The sequence below is a fragment of the Micromonospora sp. NPDC047756 genome, from assembly GCF_055587245.1.
The window spans coordinates 272379-289274 of sequence record NZ_JBVJGQ010000006.1 but is presented as its reverse complement, the minus strand read 5'-3'; the positions used below and the strand labels follow the sequence as shown (position 1 = coordinate 289274).

Annotated in this window: 17 protein-coding genes; 11 read left to right on the top strand and 6 right to left on the bottom strand. The window is 71.7% G+C overall.

The window, feature by feature from the left end:
• The first annotated feature begins 1 nt into the window (after window position 1).
• The gene (locus tag ACZ6NZ_RS21355) at window positions 2–610 is read left to right on the top strand and encodes a response regulator (protein ID WP_465859790.1); all 609 of its coding nucleotides are present in this window, start codon (window positions 2–4) and stop codon (window positions 608–610) included.
• A 141-nt stretch (window positions 611–751) separates the two neighbouring features.
• Window positions 752–1099, top strand: a complete 348-nt coding sequence (locus ACZ6NZ_RS21350) for a histone-like nucleoid-structuring protein Lsr2 (protein WP_088989485.1) — start codon at window positions 752–754, stop codon at window positions 1097–1099.
• A gap of 81 nt (window positions 1100–1180) precedes the next feature.
• Here the strand turns inward: ACZ6NZ_RS21350 and ACZ6NZ_RS21345 are convergent, their stop codons facing one another.
• A complete protein-coding gene (locus ACZ6NZ_RS21345) occupies window positions 1181–2470 on the bottom strand; it encodes a hypothetical protein (RefSeq protein WP_465859786.1) in 1290 nt (429 codons plus the stop codon).
• Between the two features lie 294 nt (window positions 2471–2764).
• Window positions 2765–3640, bottom strand: a complete 876-nt coding sequence (locus ACZ6NZ_RS21340; RefSeq protein ID WP_465859784.1) for a PDDEXK family nuclease — start codon at window positions 3638–3640, stop codon at window positions 2765–2767.
• A 164-nt stretch (window positions 3641–3804) separates the two neighbouring features.
• Here ACZ6NZ_RS21340 and ACZ6NZ_RS21335 point away from each other — a divergent pair, with 164 nt between their 5' ends.
• The 5 genes from ACZ6NZ_RS21335 to ACZ6NZ_RS21315 are packed head-to-tail and all read left to right on the top strand — an operon-like array spanning window position 3805 to window position 6235.
• On the top strand, window positions 3805–3996 hold the full coding sequence (locus ACZ6NZ_RS21335; RefSeq protein ID WP_465859782.1) for a hypothetical protein: 192 nt from the start codon (window positions 3805–3807) through the stop codon (window positions 3994–3996).
• Window positions 3993–4373: an Asp23/Gls24 family envelope stress response protein gene (locus ACZ6NZ_RS21330; RefSeq protein ID WP_465859780.1), complete on the top strand. Its 381-nt coding sequence runs from the start codon at window positions 3993–3995 to the stop codon at window positions 4371–4373. The genes ACZ6NZ_RS21335 and ACZ6NZ_RS21330 overlap by 4 nt, the downstream gene beginning before the upstream one ends.
• Window position 4374: 1 nt before the next feature.
• Window positions 4375–4896: a DUF6286 domain-containing protein gene (locus tag ACZ6NZ_RS21325; RefSeq protein ID WP_465859778.1), complete on the top strand. Its 522-nt coding sequence runs from the start codon at window positions 4375–4377 to the stop codon at window positions 4894–4896.
• A complete protein-coding gene (locus ACZ6NZ_RS21320) occupies window positions 4893–5453 on the top strand; it encodes a hypothetical protein (protein ID WP_465859777.1) in 561 nt (186 codons plus the stop codon). The genes ACZ6NZ_RS21325 and ACZ6NZ_RS21320 overlap by 4 nt, the downstream gene beginning before the upstream one ends.
• 56 nt (window positions 5454–5509) lie before the next feature.
• Window positions 5510–6235 carry a helical backbone metal receptor gene (locus ACZ6NZ_RS21315; RefSeq protein ID WP_465860115.1) on the top strand — a complete coding sequence of 242 codons (726 nt, stop codon included), beginning with the start codon at window positions 5510–5512 and terminating at the stop codon, window positions 6233–6235.
• A gap of 124 nt (window positions 6236–6359) precedes the next feature.
• Here the strand turns inward: ACZ6NZ_RS21315 and ACZ6NZ_RS21310 are convergent, their stop codons facing one another.
• Window positions 6360–7316, bottom strand: coding sequence for a TerC/Alx family metal homeostasis membrane protein (locus ACZ6NZ_RS21310; protein ID WP_465859775.1), 957 nt, complete (start codon window positions 7314–7316; stop codon window positions 6360–6362).
• A 304-nt stretch (window positions 7317–7620) separates the two neighbouring features.
• Here ACZ6NZ_RS21310 and ACZ6NZ_RS21305 point away from each other — a divergent pair, with 304 nt between their 5' ends.
• Window positions 7621–8013, top strand: coding sequence for an FKBP-type peptidyl-prolyl cis-trans isomerase (locus tag ACZ6NZ_RS21305; protein ID WP_366612561.1), 393 nt, complete (start codon window positions 7621–7623; stop codon window positions 8011–8013).
• A gap of 74 nt (window positions 8014–8087) precedes the next feature.
• Here the strand turns inward: ACZ6NZ_RS21305 and ACZ6NZ_RS21300 are convergent, their stop codons facing one another.
• Entirely contained in the window at window positions 8088–8474 is a 387-nt protein-coding gene (locus ACZ6NZ_RS21300) for an STAS domain-containing protein (protein WP_465859772.1), read from the bottom strand.
• A gap of 183 nt (window positions 8475–8657) precedes the next feature.
• Here ACZ6NZ_RS21300 and ACZ6NZ_RS21295 point away from each other — a divergent pair, with 183 nt between their 5' ends.
• Complete coding sequence (locus ACZ6NZ_RS21295) at window positions 8658–9674, top strand: SMP-30/gluconolactonase/LRE family protein (RefSeq protein WP_465859770.1); 1017 nt, start codon at window positions 8658–8660, stop codon at window positions 9672–9674.
• A 198-nt stretch (window positions 9675–9872) separates the two neighbouring features.
• Here ACZ6NZ_RS21295 and ACZ6NZ_RS21290 read toward each other — a convergent pair whose 3' ends face one another.
• Window positions 9873–11141: a L,D-transpeptidase gene (locus ACZ6NZ_RS21290; RefSeq protein WP_465859769.1), complete on the bottom strand. Its 1269-nt coding sequence runs from the start codon at window positions 11139–11141 to the stop codon at window positions 9873–9875.
• A gap of 756 nt (window positions 11142–11897) precedes the next feature.
• Between ACZ6NZ_RS21290 and ACZ6NZ_RS21285 the strand changes: the two genes are divergently transcribed.
• Window positions 11898–12863 (top strand): sugar phosphate isomerase/epimerase family protein, encoded by a 966-nt coding sequence (locus ACZ6NZ_RS21285; RefSeq protein ID WP_465859767.1) that lies wholly within the window; start codon window positions 11898–11900, stop codon window positions 12861–12863.
• Between the two features lie 23 nt (window positions 12864–12886).
• Complete coding sequence (locus tag ACZ6NZ_RS21280) at window positions 12887–14986, top strand: PQQ-dependent sugar dehydrogenase (RefSeq protein ID WP_465859765.1); 2100 nt, start codon at window positions 12887–12889, stop codon at window positions 14984–14986.
• Window positions 14987–15089: 103 nt separating this feature from the next.
• Here ACZ6NZ_RS21280 and ACZ6NZ_RS21275 read toward each other — a convergent pair whose 3' ends face one another.
• On the bottom strand, window positions 15090–16769 hold the full coding sequence (locus tag ACZ6NZ_RS21275) for a right-handed parallel beta-helix repeat-containing protein (protein WP_465860114.1): 1680 nt from the start codon (window positions 16767–16769) through the stop codon (window positions 15090–15092).
• Window positions 16770–16896: the final 127 nt, after the last annotated feature.

The window sequence follows — 16896 nt, the reverse complement described above, 5'->3', positions numbered from 1 at the left end:
CGTGGACGATCACCCCCTTTTCGCCCGCGGCCTGGAGTTGCTGCTCCCGATCACCACCAACGGCCGCGCCGAGGTGGTCGCCTCGACCGGCGACGCCGCCGCGGCGGCGGCCCTGGTCAGCAGCTGCCGCCCCGACCTGGCCCTGGTCGACCTGCACATGCCACCGCCCGGCGGCATCCGCGCCGTGGCCGCGATCCGGCGGACCACCCCACGGGTACGGGTGGTCGCGATGTCCGGTTCCGCCGACCCGGGGCCGGCGGTGGAGGCGCTGCGGGCCGGCGCCGAGGGGTTCCTGCCCAAGACCAGCGAGCCGGAGGAGCTGCTGCCCCCGCTGCTGGCGATCCTCGACGGCTGGGCGGTGCTGCCGGCCGACCTGCTGCGCGCCATGCTGCGACCCACCCGCTGCGCGCCGGTCGACCTGGACGACGAGGAACGGCGGCTGCTGCGAGCGATCGCCGCCGGCCGCAGCACCGTCGACATCGCCGAGGAACTGCACGTCTCCGAACGGACGGTGAAACGAATGACCGCCGCGCTGCTGCGCAAGTTGCGGGTCTCGAACCGGGCCGAGGCGGCCGCCATCGCCGGCCACAGCGGCATCCTCGGGGAATGAAGCCTCGCCACCGAACGATTCACGGTTTTGCTGTAACGGAATCGCGACGCGCCGAATGAATGGAAGGCATATTGTTGCGGATTACCGGGGTGATAGGTCAGACTTTGGACACATCCCGCCGCACACAGGGAGTAATCGGCAATGGCGAGAAAAGTAATCACGGTCCTGACCGACGACCTCGACGGTGGGAAGGCCGACCGGACGGTTGAGTTCAGTCTCGACGGCGTGGCCTACACGATCGATGTCTCCGACGAGAATGCCGGCGTCCTGCGCAAGGCGCTCGATCCGTACATCAATGCGGGTCGGCGGATCGGGCGCGGCCCGGTGGAGAGCGCCCGCTCAGTCCGGCGGCCGGGGCGACCCGCCGGCGCGGGAATGGATCGGGAGCAGAACCGGGCCATCCGGGAATGGGCCGTCAAGAACGGCTACAAGATTTCCGAGCGCGGCCGGATCCCGGTTGAGGTCGTCGAGGCGTACAAGAGCCGCTGACGCGACTCGACGGGGCCCCGCCGGAAACGGCGGGGCCCCGTCGTTCGTCCGGGCACCCGAAGCGGCGGCCGGCACGTCAGGTCAGTTGACGTCGATGCGCACCGAGTCGAAGGCGGGGGTCTGGTTGGCCCGCTCCATCATCGGCAGGCGGTGCGAGCCGTCACCGGCCCAGACGGAGCACTGGGCGGTACCGGACTCCGGCAGGCCCGGAATCTGGATCGTCACCTCGTCGGGCTGGGCGCCGCCGCGGCCGTCCTCGGTCGCGACGAAGAATGCCGGCACCTCCTGCGGCTCGGGCGGAGCGGTCAGGCTGTCCAGCATCCGGCACGCGGTGTGGAAGTGACCGCGGACCAGGCCCTGGTCGTTGAGGAGCGAGCTCTCCACGTAGTAACCACCCTGACCGGCCGCCAGGAAGCGGTCCCGGACCAGGTTGCGGGTGCTGACCCGCAGCGTGAACGGCTGGTTCTGACCGACCTGGTCGGGGAACTGGGTGATCAGCAGCGACGGGTTGTTGGCGGCCGCGCCGACCTCACCGAATTCGGTGCTCACGCAGCGGTTGCCGTTCTGGAAACCATCGTGCGGCTGGAGCCGGCTCTCGTCGCAGTCGTTGGCGAGCACGCCGAGACCGGCGCCGGGCTCGGTGCCACCACCGTTGTTGCCACCACCGTTGTTCCCGCCACCGTTGTTGCCACCGCCGTTGTTGCCACCGCCGGGGGTGGTGGTGGGAGTGGTGCCGCCGCCGTTGTTGCCGCCCGTGCCGCCGGTGGGCTGCACCTGGCACTCGGCAAGCTGCGCGAGGCCCTGCGGCCGGGGTCCGGCCCGGTCGATGGCGGTCGTGATCCGGTCCAGCACGGCGCGGCGCTTGCCGGCCAACGGCTGGAGGATCGCGTTGCGGATGAACGCCTCACCCTTGTTGCCCTCGGCGGCGAGCCGGCGGTCCGCCTCGGCGATCTGGGTCTGCAACTGGGCGAGGTTGCGGTCCACCTCGGCCCGAGCCCGGTCCGGCACCTGCGGCAGTTTGGCCGCCACGTCCGGACAGGCGATGGCGGTGCCGGTGCCCACGGTGCCGTCCTTGCCGTCCTCGCACTCGGGGACCGACTGCTGTCCGTCACCCCAGTGATTGCGGACCCACCGACCGTTCTGCCAGGTCCGGCTGGTCGAGCCGCCACCGGTCGGCGCGGTAGCGCCCGGGCTCGGCTCCACGCACTGCCCGGAAGCCGGACGCGGCTTATTTGTCCGCCGGTCCTGGGCCGACGAAATCTGAGTCACGGCGACAACTCCGCCGAAGACCGCGAGCGTGCCGACAACTGCCAGCAGACGCTTGCTCCGCGCGTTGCCGGAAGGCCGGCGCGCCCGAGTGGACCTGCGCATCGAATTGCTCTCCTTCTCGATCCGGTAGTGGATTTCTGCCCTCGGCGGACCGACGGATGTGAGGTGGCACGCCGCGGCGGCGACCCACCGTGACCTACCCGGTAATGCGTCGATGGCCGACGATGCCCTTTCCGCACCGTCTCCCGCGCCCGGTGGACGCGGATGGGGAGATCCTGTTCATTCGCGCAGGAGTACGGGGCGGCGGCCGGGAAGGTTCAACAGACGCACAGAAAATTGCCGCGACCGACACCGAGCCGGTGCGCAGCAGGGATCAGCAGGTAAAACGGGCGCTGGTCAGTCGGCGCAGAGGTGGTCGAAGGCGAACCCGCCGACCAGTTCGTGGCGGCGCTGGCTCAGCGCGGCGATCCGCGCGGTCCACTCGGTGCGCGACAGCAAGTCGGCCACGGCGTTCTCTCGCAGTCGTTCCCCCACCGCGACGGCGGCGAGATCCTCGGCCAGCCGGGCCGCGTCGATGCCGCAGGAGAAGCGGTGTTCGGTCACCGAGACCTGCTCGATGAGGCAGGCGTCGGGGCGTACCTGCACCCAACTCCACCCCTGTGCCGGCCCGTCCACCCAGCGGACGTGCAGTCCTCGCACGATCGGGTCGGCCACCTGCCCGGCCACGTACGCCTCGACCGCCGCCACCCGGGTCAGCGCGCCGAGGTCGTTCACCGGCCCGGTACGCCCGTCCGGCAGCCGGCCCAGGATGTCCCGGAAGCCCACCGGCGCCGGTTCGGTCCCGGCGGCGGTGCCCCCGCCCGCGGCGTACGCGCGCGCGTCGATCACGTACTCGACGAGGCGGCGGCCATGCTCGGCGGCGCTCAACGTGGGCGACCCGATCCGCAGAGTGGGCAGGCCGACGGCCGCGGACACCGCGTCCGTGAGTCGCTCCACGCGCTGCTGCCCAGAGCCGGGAGAGGGAACGGGACCGATCTGTACGGCGACGACCGGGCGGCCGGTGTCGGCGGCGTAGACCACGAAGTCGAAGCTGGCGCGGCTCGCTGAGGTCCACTGGCTGCCGGTGACGCCGGGCGGGCGGCCCTGGAGCAGGTCAGAGAGTCGGCGGGCCGCCAGGACCCGATGGCCGGCGCGGCTGAGCAGCGCGTCGCGCCCCGCCTCGGCGGGCATCGCCCGCAGCCAACCGCGGTCGTCGCTCCCGATGCTCGTCATCTGCCTGATCCATCCGCCGGTCGGTCGAGCCGGGCCGAGTCTAGGTGGTCGATCATGGGCCACCGACTTGCCATGTGACGCGGATCACAGTAGCGCTGACGTTCCAGGGATGGTCGCCGGGTGTATCCAGCGACCGCCGGTACCGGACCGGCCCGGAGGTGACCATGTCGCGACAGCAGTTCGGCTTCCTCGCCGGTTTTCTCGCCGTGGCGGTCTGGGCGCTCGCCGGCGTCGGCGTGGCCGCCCTCGCCGTGCTCGCCGGTCTGCTCGGCTGGCTGGTCGTCCGGGTGCTCGACGGCGACCTCTCCATGACCGGTCTCGGCGACCGCCGCGCCGGCACTCGGCGGCGGCGATGACCACCCGCCCGTCCGCACGGACGAACCCCAGCACCGGACTGACCGCCGGGACGGCCGGTCCGGAACGCCGCCCTGGTAACACGGCGGACGTCGCGCGGATCGCGGTACAGGCGGCGAGCCTCGTGCCGGGCGTGTCCGTCGTCCGCCCGGCGGCGGTCCGTCTGGATGACCGGTCCGTCGGACTCGACCTGCACCTGATCACCTGGTACGGGCACAGCGTGCCGACGATCGCCGAGACGGTCCGTGCGGTGGTCACCGACCGGGTGGCCGCCCAGACCGGGCTCAGTGTGGCGGTGGTGACAGTCACCGTCGACGACCTGCTCGTCCCCGGCGTCGACTCCTGCGGGGTCGGCACCGCTACAGCGGAGGACGGCTGAGATGCGCACCGCCAACCGGGTCGCCTCGTTGCTGCTGGCCACCGCGCTGCTTCTCGGCGGCGCGGCGGCGGCCGTCCAGGCGTTGCTGCTCACCCTGCACCGACCGACACCGCTCGACACCAGCGGCTGGCTCGACGCGCTGAGCGGCACCCGGTGGCGTGACCCCACCGTGCGGGCCGTGGCCGGCGGGGCTCTCCTGCTGGGCCTGGCCATCCTCGTCGCGCAACTGCGTCGCTGGACGCCGGTCCGCCTGAGCGCCGACGAGCACGACGGCTGGCACCTGCACCGGCGCTGCGTGGAACGGCGGCTCGCGGACGCCGCCAGCGCCGTGCCGGGCGTCCGCCGCGCCCGCGTCCGGGTCCGACGGCGCGGCGGCCAGTGGCGCCCCCGGGTCCGCGCGACCGGCGACCCGGCGGCCCGGGCGGAGATCGAGTTCGCCGTGCGCCAGGAGTTGAGTCACCTCACCGCACCCCGCCCCGCCCGGATCGACGTCCGGCTGCTGCCTCGGCGACGGCCGGCGTGACCAACGCCGGGCACCGGCTGCTGTGGACCGTCATCGCGCTGCTGCTGGTCGCGGGCGGCGCCACGGCGCTCACGGCCAGCCTCGGCACGTTGCCCGGCGCCGACCCGGCGGCGGTGCTGCTCAGCGCCGAGCTGGTCGAGCGGTGGCGCAGCGCCGCCCCGTGGAGTGGGCTGGCCGTGGCCGCCGCCGCAGCCCTGCTCGCACTGGCCGGGCAGCGCCTGCTGAGCCGGGAGCTGCGGGGCCCGGACGGCGCGTTGCGCGGCACCCTGAGCCACCCCGGACGCCGGCCAGGCCGGACCCGGCTGGCCACCGACGTCCTCGCCGACGCGCTGGTACGCGATCTGACCGGCAACCCCGGCGTACGCCGGGCCCGGGTGGTGCTCACCGGCGCGCCGCCGCACCCCGACGTGTGGATCCGGGTGGACCTCACCGCCGACGCGCCGACCGCCGGTGTACGCGAGCACGTTCGCGCGGCGGTCCGCCGGTTCGCGGCGACGACCGACTGCCAGCCCGCGCACCTCGACGTGACCGCCCGCATCGAGCCCGGCCGGCCGTGACCCGACGCCGACCCGACAAGGCATGATCGGTGTCGGTGTCGGACGGAGGGACGCGGGTGCGGGTGGTGTCACTGGTGCCGTCCCTGACCGAGGCGGTGGCGCTGACCCTGCCGGGAGCACTGGTCGGGGCCACCGACTGGTGCAGCCACCCGGCCGGGCTCGACGTGGCCCGGGTCGGCGGCAGCAAGTACCCCGATCTGGACCGGGTGCGCGCGCTGCGGCCGGACCTCGTGCTGCTCAACGTCGAGGAGAACCGCCGGGCCGACGCGGAGGCGCTACGGGCGGCCGGCGTGCCGGTGCGGGTCACCTATCCCCGGACCGTCCCGGGCGCGTTGACGGAGTTGGGCGACCTGCTGAGCGAACTGGGCGCGCCGACGGAGCCGGACTGGCTGCGGGCCGCCCGCCGGGCGTGGGCCACTCCACCCCGGCCGACGGCGACCCGCAGCGCTGTGGTGCCGGTCTGGCGTCGCCCGTGGGTGGTGCTCGGCGGCGACACGTTCGCCGGTGACGTGCTGCGCCGCCTCGGTGTGTCGAACGCTTATGAGGACCATCCCGAGCGCTATCCCCGCCCGACCCTCACCGAGCTACGCGAGCGGGAGCCCGACCTGGTGGTGCTGCCCGACGAGCCGTACCGGTTCACCGCCGACGACGGCCCCGAGGCGTTCCCCGGCGTACCGTGCGCTCTGCTCTCCGGGCGGCACCTCACCTGGTACGGCCCGTCCCTGGCCGAGGCGCCCACGCTGCTGGCCGACCAGTTGTCCCGGCCCGTGCTGGTCGGCTGACCCACCGCCACCACCGGGCGGTCGGGCACCACGCACGGCCGCTGAGCCAGCGGTACGGCGGGTCCCAGCCAGCGCCCCGGCGGCTCAGCCAGCGCCCCGGCCGCCCAGCCAGCGCCCCGGCGGCTCAGGCGTCGGTTCGGTGGCGGGCGGCCAGGATGCTGACGCCGATGGAAACCGTCAGGGTCAGCAGCACCACGACCAGCGTCAACCAGACCGGCAGCTTGCCCACCGGCGTCTCGGCGAGGATCAGCTTCAGCCCGGCGAAGGCCAGTAGCAGCGCCAACCCGTACCGCAGGTAGCCGAAGTGCCGCAGCAGGCCGGCGAGGCAGAAGTACAGGCTGCGCAGCCCCAGTACGGCGAACGCGGTGGCCGTCCAGACCAGGAAGGTGTTGGTGGTGATGGCAAGGATCGCCGCCACCGAGTCGATGGCGAAGACCACGTCGGTGGCCTCGATGGCGACGAGCGCGACCAGCAGCAGCGTCGCCACCCGCCGCCCGGCCACCCGGGCGGTGAACCGGTCGCCGTGATAGCGGGCGTCGGTGGGCACCAGCCGCCGGAACAGCCGGACCACGACGTTGCGGTCCGGGTCCACGTCCGGCTTCCCGCGGACGGCCAACCGCCAGCCGGTCCAGATCAGGAACGCGCCCAGCACGAACCCGGCCCAGGTGAGCCGGTCCAGCAACTCGGCACCGGCGAAGATGAACAGCAGCCGGAAGACGAGCGCCCCCACGACACCCCAGAACAACACCTTGTGCTGGTAGCCCGACGGCACCTGGAAGTAGCCGAAGAGCAGCGCGAAGACGAAAACGTTGTCGACCGAGAGCGCCTTCTCCAACAGGTAACCGGAGAAGTATGCGATCGCCGGGTCGCCCCCGAGGCCCCACCAGACGACCAACCCGAAGAGCAGACCCGCGCCGATCCAGACGGCGCTCCACAGCAGCGCCTCGCGAAGCTCGATGACATGGTTGTCCCGGTGCAGGAGCACGTCCACGGCGAGCAACACCGCGATCACGGTGCCGACCGCCGCCCAGGCCCACAGCGGGACCGCGACCGTCGCCTCAGCCACCGACGCCCTCCGCATCGACCACCGCGCACCGCCCGTCAACCAGGCCGGCCGCCCTGTCCGAGCCTAGGTGAACGCCCGACCCGGCATCGGACGGTCGAACGAAGTTCGCCCAGGCCCACGACGACGATCCGGCAGCTACCCGTGACCCCCGGGGGCGTCGTCGTCGCGCCGCCGGGCCGACGGCACCACCGGACCGTCGGCACGACCGGCGGAAGGGGGCCACGGAGCAGGTTGCGGGTCCGCCGCACATCGGCGAGGGGTGATCCGGCAGGATCGACGGTGACCGGACACATCACCCAACACGGCAGGAGATCTCCGCATGACCCAGGCAGCAGGCGCCCAGTCGGGCAAGCCCGAGGTTGGTCCGATCGAGGGTGCACCGCCGGCCGACCTCGTGATCGAGGACATCACCGTGGGCGACGGCCCGCAGGCCGAGCCGGGCCAACTGGTCAGCGTCCACTACGTCGGCGTGTCGCACTCCACGGGTGGCGAGTTCGACTCGTCCTGGAACCGGGGAGAGGCGTTCGACTTCCCGCTCGGCGGCGGTCGGGTCATCGCCGGTTGGGACCAGGGCGTCGCCGGGATGCGCGTCGGCGGTCGCCGCCGCCTGACCATTCCGCCGCACCTGGGCTACGGCGACCGGGGTGCCGGCGGCGTCATCAAGCCGGGCGAGACGCTGATCTTCGTCGTCGACCTGCTCGGCGTGAGCTGACCGATCGTCGGGGTCGCCGGTACGCGCCGGCGGCCCCGTGCCCGGCCGCGGTCAGGCGGCCAACCCGGCCGCGGTCAGGCGGCCAGTTGCAGGTCCGTGGTGGCGATCACCGGGCGACGCGCGGCCTCGATCGGCGAGATCAGCTCCAGAATCGGCATCACGCGGTGCAGCCCGCTGACGCGCAGCACCCGCGCCACCACCGGGCTCGGATCGACCAGGATCAGCTCGCCACCGCGGGCCCGCACGCGCAGATGCGCCGCCAGCAGCGTGCGAACGCCGGTGGCGGAGAGCAGCCGCAGCCCGGACAGGTCCAGTTGAAGGACCGGGCGGGCCGGCGCGGACCACAGCGCGGACCGGAACGCGGCCACAGTGGCGATGTCGATCTCGCCGGCCACCCGCACGAGGACCACCTGGTCACCCACGCTGACCTGCACGTCCAGCCGGTCGCTGTGCTCTTCCATGCCCAGAAATCTAGCCCCCACCACCGACACTTTCGCCCCTCCAGGGAGTGATTCCGGGTACGCCCAGGGGCATACCCCGAGGTACCCCACCTCCTCCTCGGGGTGGAGTCAGGGGCCTCCCGCGGCGCGCCGCGCGGGCTCGGAACCCGGGGGCCGGCCGGCATTCGGGTGGAGAATAGGTCGGTGCTGATCCCCCGGCCCCGGCCGCCCCGGCTGATCCGCCCCGTCCGCGAGCCAGCGACCAGCCCCCCGGCGCTGGCCGGGCCATGGGCCCCCACCGACCGCCGGCTGGACGAGGCCGAGTTGCTTCCCCTCCCCGCGGGGGCCGTCGGCCCCGAGGACGTGCTGGTCGACGGCGCCGGCCGGGTGATCAGTGGCGACGAGGACGGTCGGCTCTGGTGGTGGCCGGTCGACGCGCGGGCCGGCACCCGACCTGAACTGCTGGCCGAGACCGGGGGTCGTCCGCTCGGCATCGAGCTGGACCCGTCCGGTGAGACCCTGGTGGTCTGCGACGCGTACCGCGGGTTGCTGCGGGTCACCCCGGACGGCGAGGTACGTGAACTGACCGGAACGGCACCGCCGGTGCACCTGGCCAACAACGCGACGGTCGGCAGCGACGGCACCATCTACTTCACCGACAGCTCCGACCGGTTTCCGGTCTCGCACTGGAAGCGGGACCTGTTGGAGCACCGCCCCAACGGTCGGGTGCTGGCCCACCATCCGGGCACCGGCCGCACCGAGGTGGTGACCGACGGGCTGTACTTCCCCAACGGGATCGCGCTGACCCCGGACGAGTCGGCGCTCATGCTGGTGGAGACCAGCACGCACCGCCTGCTGCGGGTCGAGTTCGGCGGCGGTGTGCGGGTCCTCGCCGATCTGCCCGCGTATCCGGACAATCTCGCCTCGGTGGGCGATGGGACGTACTGGATCGCGCTGCCCAGCCCCCGGGTGCCGATCGCCGAACGGCTACTGCCCCATCCGCGCCTGCGCCAGATCGCGGCCCTGCTGCCCGACGCGATGCAGCCGCAGCCACGCCGCTACGGGCTGGTCGCGCTGGTCGACGACGCGGGAACGGTCCGCCGGACGCTGCACGGTCCAAACGGGCACTACTCGATGATCACCGGGGTACGCCAGCACGGCGACCACCTCTGGCTGGGCAGCCTGACCGGCCCCGGCGTGGCCCGCGTACCCCTAACCTGACCACCCCACCCCACCCCACCCTGCCCCGCCCTGCCCCACCGCCGCGCCGATCTTGCGCTTTCTGTCGCCGGGATGCGTGGTATGTCCGCTGTGTCGGCGCAGAAAGTGCAAGATCGGCGCGGCGGTGGGGTGTTTCGTCGCGGGGCTACGGGGCTACGGGCCGGCACGCCGTCGTGCGGGCCCGCCCCCTTCTCCTGCTCAGCGGCCGCTGACGGAGGGCGCCGGTGCGGGCGATCCGCCGGCCACCGCGCCCGGGTGCGCCGGGGCGACCGGCGCGGGCTTGAGCCCGGGCGGCACCGGCAGGGCGCTGCCCTTGGCGAACTCGTCCCAGCTCACGTTCCACGCCGTCCAGCCGTTGCCCGGCTGCAACTCCACCTCGGTGCCCTTGACGGTGACCAGGTCACCGACCTGCGTCACCCCCATCAACCAGTCGGCCGCAGTGGCCGAGACGTTCGCGCAACCGTGCGAGACGTTGGTGTTGCCCTGGTCCCCCTCCGACCAGGGGGCGGAGTGGATGAACTCGCCGCCCCAGGTGTAGCGCTGGGCGTCGTCGACGTCGACCACGTAGCCACCGTCGGGCTCACCCCGGGTGTCGAAGGTGACCCGCTCGTGCTTCTCCATGATCACCATCTTGCCGCTGGAACTCGGCGTGCTCGGCTTACCCAGGCTCACCGGGATCCGCCGGACCTGCTTGCCGTCGCGCAGGACGGTCATCTGCTTGGTGGCGTTGTCGATCTCCAGCGAGACCTGCCGTCCGATCTTGGACGTCGCGGTCCGCTCGGCGTCGCCGACCAGATTCTTTCCGATCGGCAGACCCTCCAGACCGGCCCGGACACTGATGGTGGTCCCCGGCTTCCAAAAATCGGGGGCCCGGTAATAGACCTGACTTCCGTCCTCAAGCCACGACCAGGCACCCGGCTGCGGCGGATTCGTCTTTACGAACAACCGCCGTTGGACATCCGCCCTGGCCTCTTTCGGAATTCCTGGGTCGAACGCAACCGTTACCGGCATCGCCGTGCCGTACGTCCGATTGCCATTGAAATAGAGGGTGCTGGTGATCTGCGGCTTGGTCGATGTGGCCATCGTCGTGAACGTGGTGGTGCGGGTGGTGGTGGCACCGGAGTCGCCGGTCGCGGTCACCTCGGCGGTGTAGGTCCGTCGCGGTTGCAGCGGGACGCTCGGCACCCAGCCGGAGCCGTCCTCGCGCGGTTCGGCGTTGACCTGCTTGCCCTTGTCGTCGGTGAGCCGTACGCCGGTGACCCGCCCGCCCTTGACCACGGTGCCCACCTCGGCGCTGACCGGAACGTCCCGGGCCTTGTCCCCCGGCGTCAGAGCGAGTTCCGGTGGGGCGGCGTGCTTCTTGGCCGAGCCGGTCGCCGAACCCCGGTCGGCGGTGCACGCACCCAGGACGAGTGGTGCCGCTGCGATGGTTACCGCCAACAGCGTCAATCGCCGCCTAGACGTCATGTTCAGTCCCCCCGTTTTTCGACTTCCCTCCGCCACATTCTTGCCCGCTTGAGGGGACCATTCGCGGCATTCGCAAATAATTGGCGGCGCATTTATCTACCCATTTTCCGACAATGCTCCGCTTGGCCGGAACAGGGGTTGAACCGACCCGTGTCATGCGCTTTGCTCCGCTTGAGCGACGCAACGTCGACTGTCCGGATGGACGGTGAGCGGGCGGCATCGCCGACGGGCTCATGATCGACTGGGTTTCAAGGAAGTTGGGGCATCCCGGCCGTCCTGACACCGCGACTTTCATGAACCCGAGTGGATCAAGCACCGGGTGGCCGGGGCGAAGCAGGGCGGCCGGAGCGGGGCGGGCGGAGCGGGGCGGGCGGGGCGGGGCGGACGGGGCGGGCGAGAGGCGGAACGCGCGGCGTGGCGGGCACGGGAAGTAGAAGCTCAGCCCGGGCGGCGCACCTCGTGGGCGGACTTTTGTCAGTTGAAGCGAAACTTCCGGCGAACGCGACAAAGCTTTGCCTTCGTCCGGAGGCAAGGGTAAGGTCTGGATCTCGATAGAGGGTTGCCCATTCGTCGATCAACTTGCCGCCACCTCTGCCGGGTCGCCGCGTTCCGCTCCCCGATGGGTCCGGGCCGCACCCGCGCCGTCCCTCACCGTCCAGCCGGAGCCCGTCTCCGGCCGGTTCGGCGCGCCCGGCGGACGGCAGTCAGGTCGACCGTCGCCGACGGCGTACCAGCCGTCAGGAAGGGACCACCACCATGGATCAACAACTCAACCGACCGGGGCCGACACCGGCGTCCGAGCCGGTCAGCCGGCGGGGAGTGCTCCGCGCCGCGACCGTCTCCGCGGCCGCTGTCGGCGCCGCCGGTCTGCTCGGCGGCCCGGCCGTCGCCGCGCCCGCCGCAACCACCGGGCAGGCCCAGGGCCGCCGCCGGGTGCCGGTGGACCGGATCAGCATTCAGCTCTACACGCTGCGTGATCAGCTCGCCGCCGACCTGCCCGGCACCCTGGACGCGTTGCGTCGCATCGGCTACCGGCGAGTGGAGCACGCCGGTTTCGTCGGACGCACCGCAGCAGAGTTCCGGGCCGCGCTCGACGAGGCCGGGCTGCGGTCCACCTCCGGTCACGTCGGCATCCCGCAGCCGTTCGACGCCGCCACCTGGGAGCAGGCTCTCGCCGACGCCAACGTGGTGGGCTGCAAGAAGATCGTCCACCCGTACTTCGGTCGGGACGCCAGCGGTCAGCCGATCCGGGACCCCGCCGTCTACCGGGCCCTGGCTCGGGACCTGAACAAGGCCGGTCGGCTCGCCGAGCGCGCGGGGCTGGACTTTGGCTACCACAACCACCAGCTCGAGTTCGTGCCGCTGACCGGCGGCTCGACCGGGTTCGACATCCTCAGCTCGCAGACCGATTCCCGGCTGGTGCACTTCGAGCTCGACCTCTACTGGACCTGGCGGGGCGCCCACGACCCGGTCGACGTGATCCGCGCCAACCGCGGCCGGATCCGCCAGGTGCACGTCAAGGACCTCGACGTCGAGGGTGGTTTCGCCGACCTCGGCGACGGCCTCATCGACTTCGGCCGCATCTTCGCCCACGAGCGGGAAGCCGGTATCGAGGAGTACATCGTGGAGCGCGACGACGCGGGCACCGCGCCGCGCTCCCCCGCCGACGCCCTGGACACCGCTCGCGTCGGCTTCGACTATCTCGCTTCACTTCGGTACTGAAACCACCCCGGGGGACTCACCTGATGAACAGGACCGCTTTCGCGTCCGCCCTGCTGTTGGTGACGGCCGGCCTGGCCGTACCACCGTCGGCAGCGTCCGCAGCGCCCGCCGCGCCGCCGGACAGCAGCTTCCAGAAAGTCACACTGAACGACTTCCCGGGCGAGCCGATGAGCCTCGCCGTCCTGCCCGACCTGCGGGTGCTGCACACCTCCCGTACCGGTGAGGTCCGCATCCACGACCCGCGCACCGGCCTGAACACCCTCGCCGCCGACATTCCGGTGTACGAGCACGACGAGGAGGGGTTGCAGGGCGTCGCCATCGACCCGAACTTCGCCCAGAACAAGTGGGTGTACCTCTACTACTCGCCGCCGATGGACACCCCGGTGGACGACCCGGCGACTCCCGGCGTCAACGAGGGCGACGCGCCGGAGACCGGCACCGAGGCGGACTGGCAGCGCTTCAAGGGCGCGCTGCGGCTGTCCCGGTTCAAGCTGGACGGACAGCGGCTGAACCTGGCCAGCGAGCAGCAGATCATCGACGTGCCCACCGACCGGGGCATCTGCTGCCACGTCGGCGGCCAGATCGACTTCGACAGCAAGGGCAACCTGTATCTGTCGACGGGTGACGACACCAACCCGTTCGCCTCCGACGGCTACATCCCGATCGACGAGCGGGCCGACCGCAACCCGGCGTACGACGCCCAGCGCACCTCGGCCAACACCAACGACCTGCGCGGCAAGCTGCTGCGGATCAAGGTCAAGGCCGGTGGTGGTTACACGGTGCCGGCCGGCAACCTGTTCAAGCCCGGCACGGCGCAGACCCGCCCCGAGATCTACGCGATGGGGCTGCGCAACGCGTTCCGGTTCGCCGTCGACAAGCGTACCGACGACGTGTACGTGGGCGACTACTCCCCGGACGCGTCCAACCCGGACCCGGAGCGCGGGCCGGCCGGGCACGGTCGGTGGATGCGCGTCGACAAGCCGGCGAACTACGGCTGGCCGTACTGCGTGACGCCGACGATCGCCTACCGCGACTACGACTTCGCCACCGGCGAGTCCGGCGCCCTGTTCAACTGCAAGCGCCCGGTCAACGACTCACCGCACAACACCGGCAAGCGCGTGCTGCCGCCGGTAGAGCAGCCGGAGGTCTGGTACGCGGCGGCCCCCTCGGCCGAGTTCCCGCAGCTGGGCTCCGGCGGCATCTCTCCGATGGGTGGCCCGGCGTACGAGTACGACGGGACCAGCACGTCGCGTACCCGCTGGCCGGCCTACTACGACGGGGTACCGCTGTTCTACGAGTGGTCCCGCGACTACATCAAGGAGTTCCGCCTCGACTCCGACGGCGATGTGACCGACATCCGTCCGGTGGCGCCGTCGCTGGTCGTGGACAACCCGATGGACATGGAGTTCGGCCCGGACGGCGCGCTCTACGTCCTGGAGTACGGCGACGGTTACTTCGCCGAGAACCCGGACGCGCAGCTGTCCCGGATCGACTTCGTGCGGGGCAACCGGACGCCGATCCCGAAGATCAGCGGCACCCCGACCGTGGGGCAGGCTCCGCTGACCGTCGCGTTCTCCAGCGCCGGCACGACCGACCCGGACGGTGACAAGCTCAGCTACGCCTGGGACTTCAACGCGGACGGCTCGGTGGACAGCACCGCTGCGAACGCGAGCTGGACGTTCCCGGAGAACGGCGAGTACACGCCGACGTTGAAGGTCACCGACCGCACCGGACGGTCCGCCTCGGCGTCCCTGCCGCTGGTGGTCGGGCCGACCGCGCCGGTCATCGAGTTCGTCGCCCCGGAGGCCGGGCAGCCGTTCCAGTTCGGACAGACCGTCGCGTACGAGGTGAAGGTCACCGACGACCTGCCGGTGGACTGCTCCCGGGTGAAGGTCACCTACGTGCTCGGGCACGATGAGCACGGGCACCCGCTGTCCACCTCGACGGGTTGCTCCGGAAGCATCCCCACCTTCCTCGACGGTGGGCACAGCGGCGCGGACAACCTGACCGCGGTGTTCGTCGCCGAGTACACCGACGCTCCGACCGATCCGGGCGTACCCCCGCAGTCCGCTTCGGCGACCGTGGTGCTGGACCCGACCCCGGTTGCGGGTCTGGCCGGCTGATCAGTTCCAACCCGACAGTGGCGGCGGCCGGATTCGTCCGGCCGCCGCCACCCGTCGTTCAGCCTCCGAATCTCGCCGTCGTCCGGGCGGCGAGCAACGTCGGTCAGCTCCAGTCGCTGTCCACGTGGTTGTCCCGCCACCGTCCGCCCACCGGCGGGGTGTCCAGCCGCATGCCCTCGTCGGCGTTGCCGGCCAGGTCGTTGTCCTCGACCCGGCAGTCCACGCAACTGCCCCGCTCGGTGATCCACAGCCCGTGCGTCTGGGTCGGGTTGTCGTGGTTGTCCCACACCCGGTTGCCTCGGATGGTCGCCGAGTCGAACGGCGCGTCGACGGTGATGCCGGCCCGCAGCTTCGGTGCGGCGGCCAGCTCGTATCCGCATCCCGGCGGGGGCACGTCCCCGCTCCACGCGCTGAACGCGTCCGGGCGGACCGGGGCGAGGGTGAGTTCGTCGCCGGTGTTGGAGGCCACCATGGCCACCGCCTTCCCGACCCGCAGCACCTTGCCCCGGTGACCGTCGTGCGGCCAGTTGGCCGAGCGGTCCACCAGGCACCGCTCGCTGTAGCGGACGGCGTCACCGGTGCCGCCGGTGCCCTCGCCGTACTGCCGTCCGTTGTTGCGGATCCGGTTGTTGAGCAGCACCGCGTCGGTCATCTGGTGGTCGATCCGGATCGCGTCGAGGCCGTTGCCCCAGAACTCGTTGCTCTCGATCACCACGTCCCGGATCGAGCCCCGGTAGCCGCGCCCGAGGTCGTGCGAGTGATACCCGTGCCGACCATTTCCGCTGATCCGGTTGCCTCGCACGGTGTACGGGCCAGGGCTGTTACCGATGCTGACCCCGTCGCACATGTTGCCGTCGATGACGCAGTCGGTGAGCAGCCCACCCCGGCCGGCCACCGACGAGGTGCCCTGCGCCGACACGTCGAACCCGGTCTCCAGGTTTCCGGTCATGGTGCAGGCGGAGACGATCAGGCCGTCGGCGCCCCAGTCGGAGATGCCGAAGCGGTTGCCCTGACTGTGGCAGCCGACGATGCGGTAGCCGCGCGGCGGCGCCCAGTAGTCCTTCTGCAGCTCCAGGAAGATCCCGTTGGTGCCGTTGGCCAGCGCGGTGCAGTTGGCGATGGTCAGCCGCTCCACCGCTCCCCAGCCACCGATGCCGATCCCGATGCCCGCGCCACCCATCTGCTCGCCGTTGTCCAGTCGGCCACAGCCGACCACGACCACGCCGTCGATCAGGGAGTCCTGGAGGAAGTCGCAGCCCAGCCCGGTGGCGGCGGTGTGGTGGATGTAGAGGTTGCGGAAGACGCCTCGCACCACGTACTGGAGGCCGAGGCCCTTGGCCAGGTAGTTGTACTCGGCCATGGCGACGCCGGAGCCGTCGATCTGGAAGTCGGCGAAGGTGCAGTCGGCGATGTGTCGGTCCCGGTCGGCACCGTGCTGCACAGTCGTCCAGAAGGCCAACGGGGTGGGGTCGGCCCGGTTGCCCTCGTTGCTGAGCATGAACCGGGTCGCCGCCGGCCCGGCCCCGATCAGCGAGACACCGCTGCGCCACACGGTGCCCGCGTCCCGGATCGAGTAGATGCCCGGCGGGCAGTAGATGACCCGGGCCCGGCCGTCCGAGGCGTACCCGGCGCCGAGGCGGTCCACGAGGGCGGCCAGCGCCGGCTGGTCGTTGGTCGTGCCGTCACCGGTGAGCCCGTACTCCAGCGCATCACAGTAGAGCGGCGCGCCGGCCGAGGCGGGCCGTCGTACCCGGACCGAGTTCAGCAGCAGCTCGTTCGCCACGGCCACGGCGGGCTCCCTTCGACGCGTTCGGTGCGCTCCGGCGGGGCCGACTTCCCGGTGGAGCCGCCGGGAAACCCCGCAACGATGACGCCGCCGGGGGCCCCTGGATGTGCGCCGGCCCCGGCGC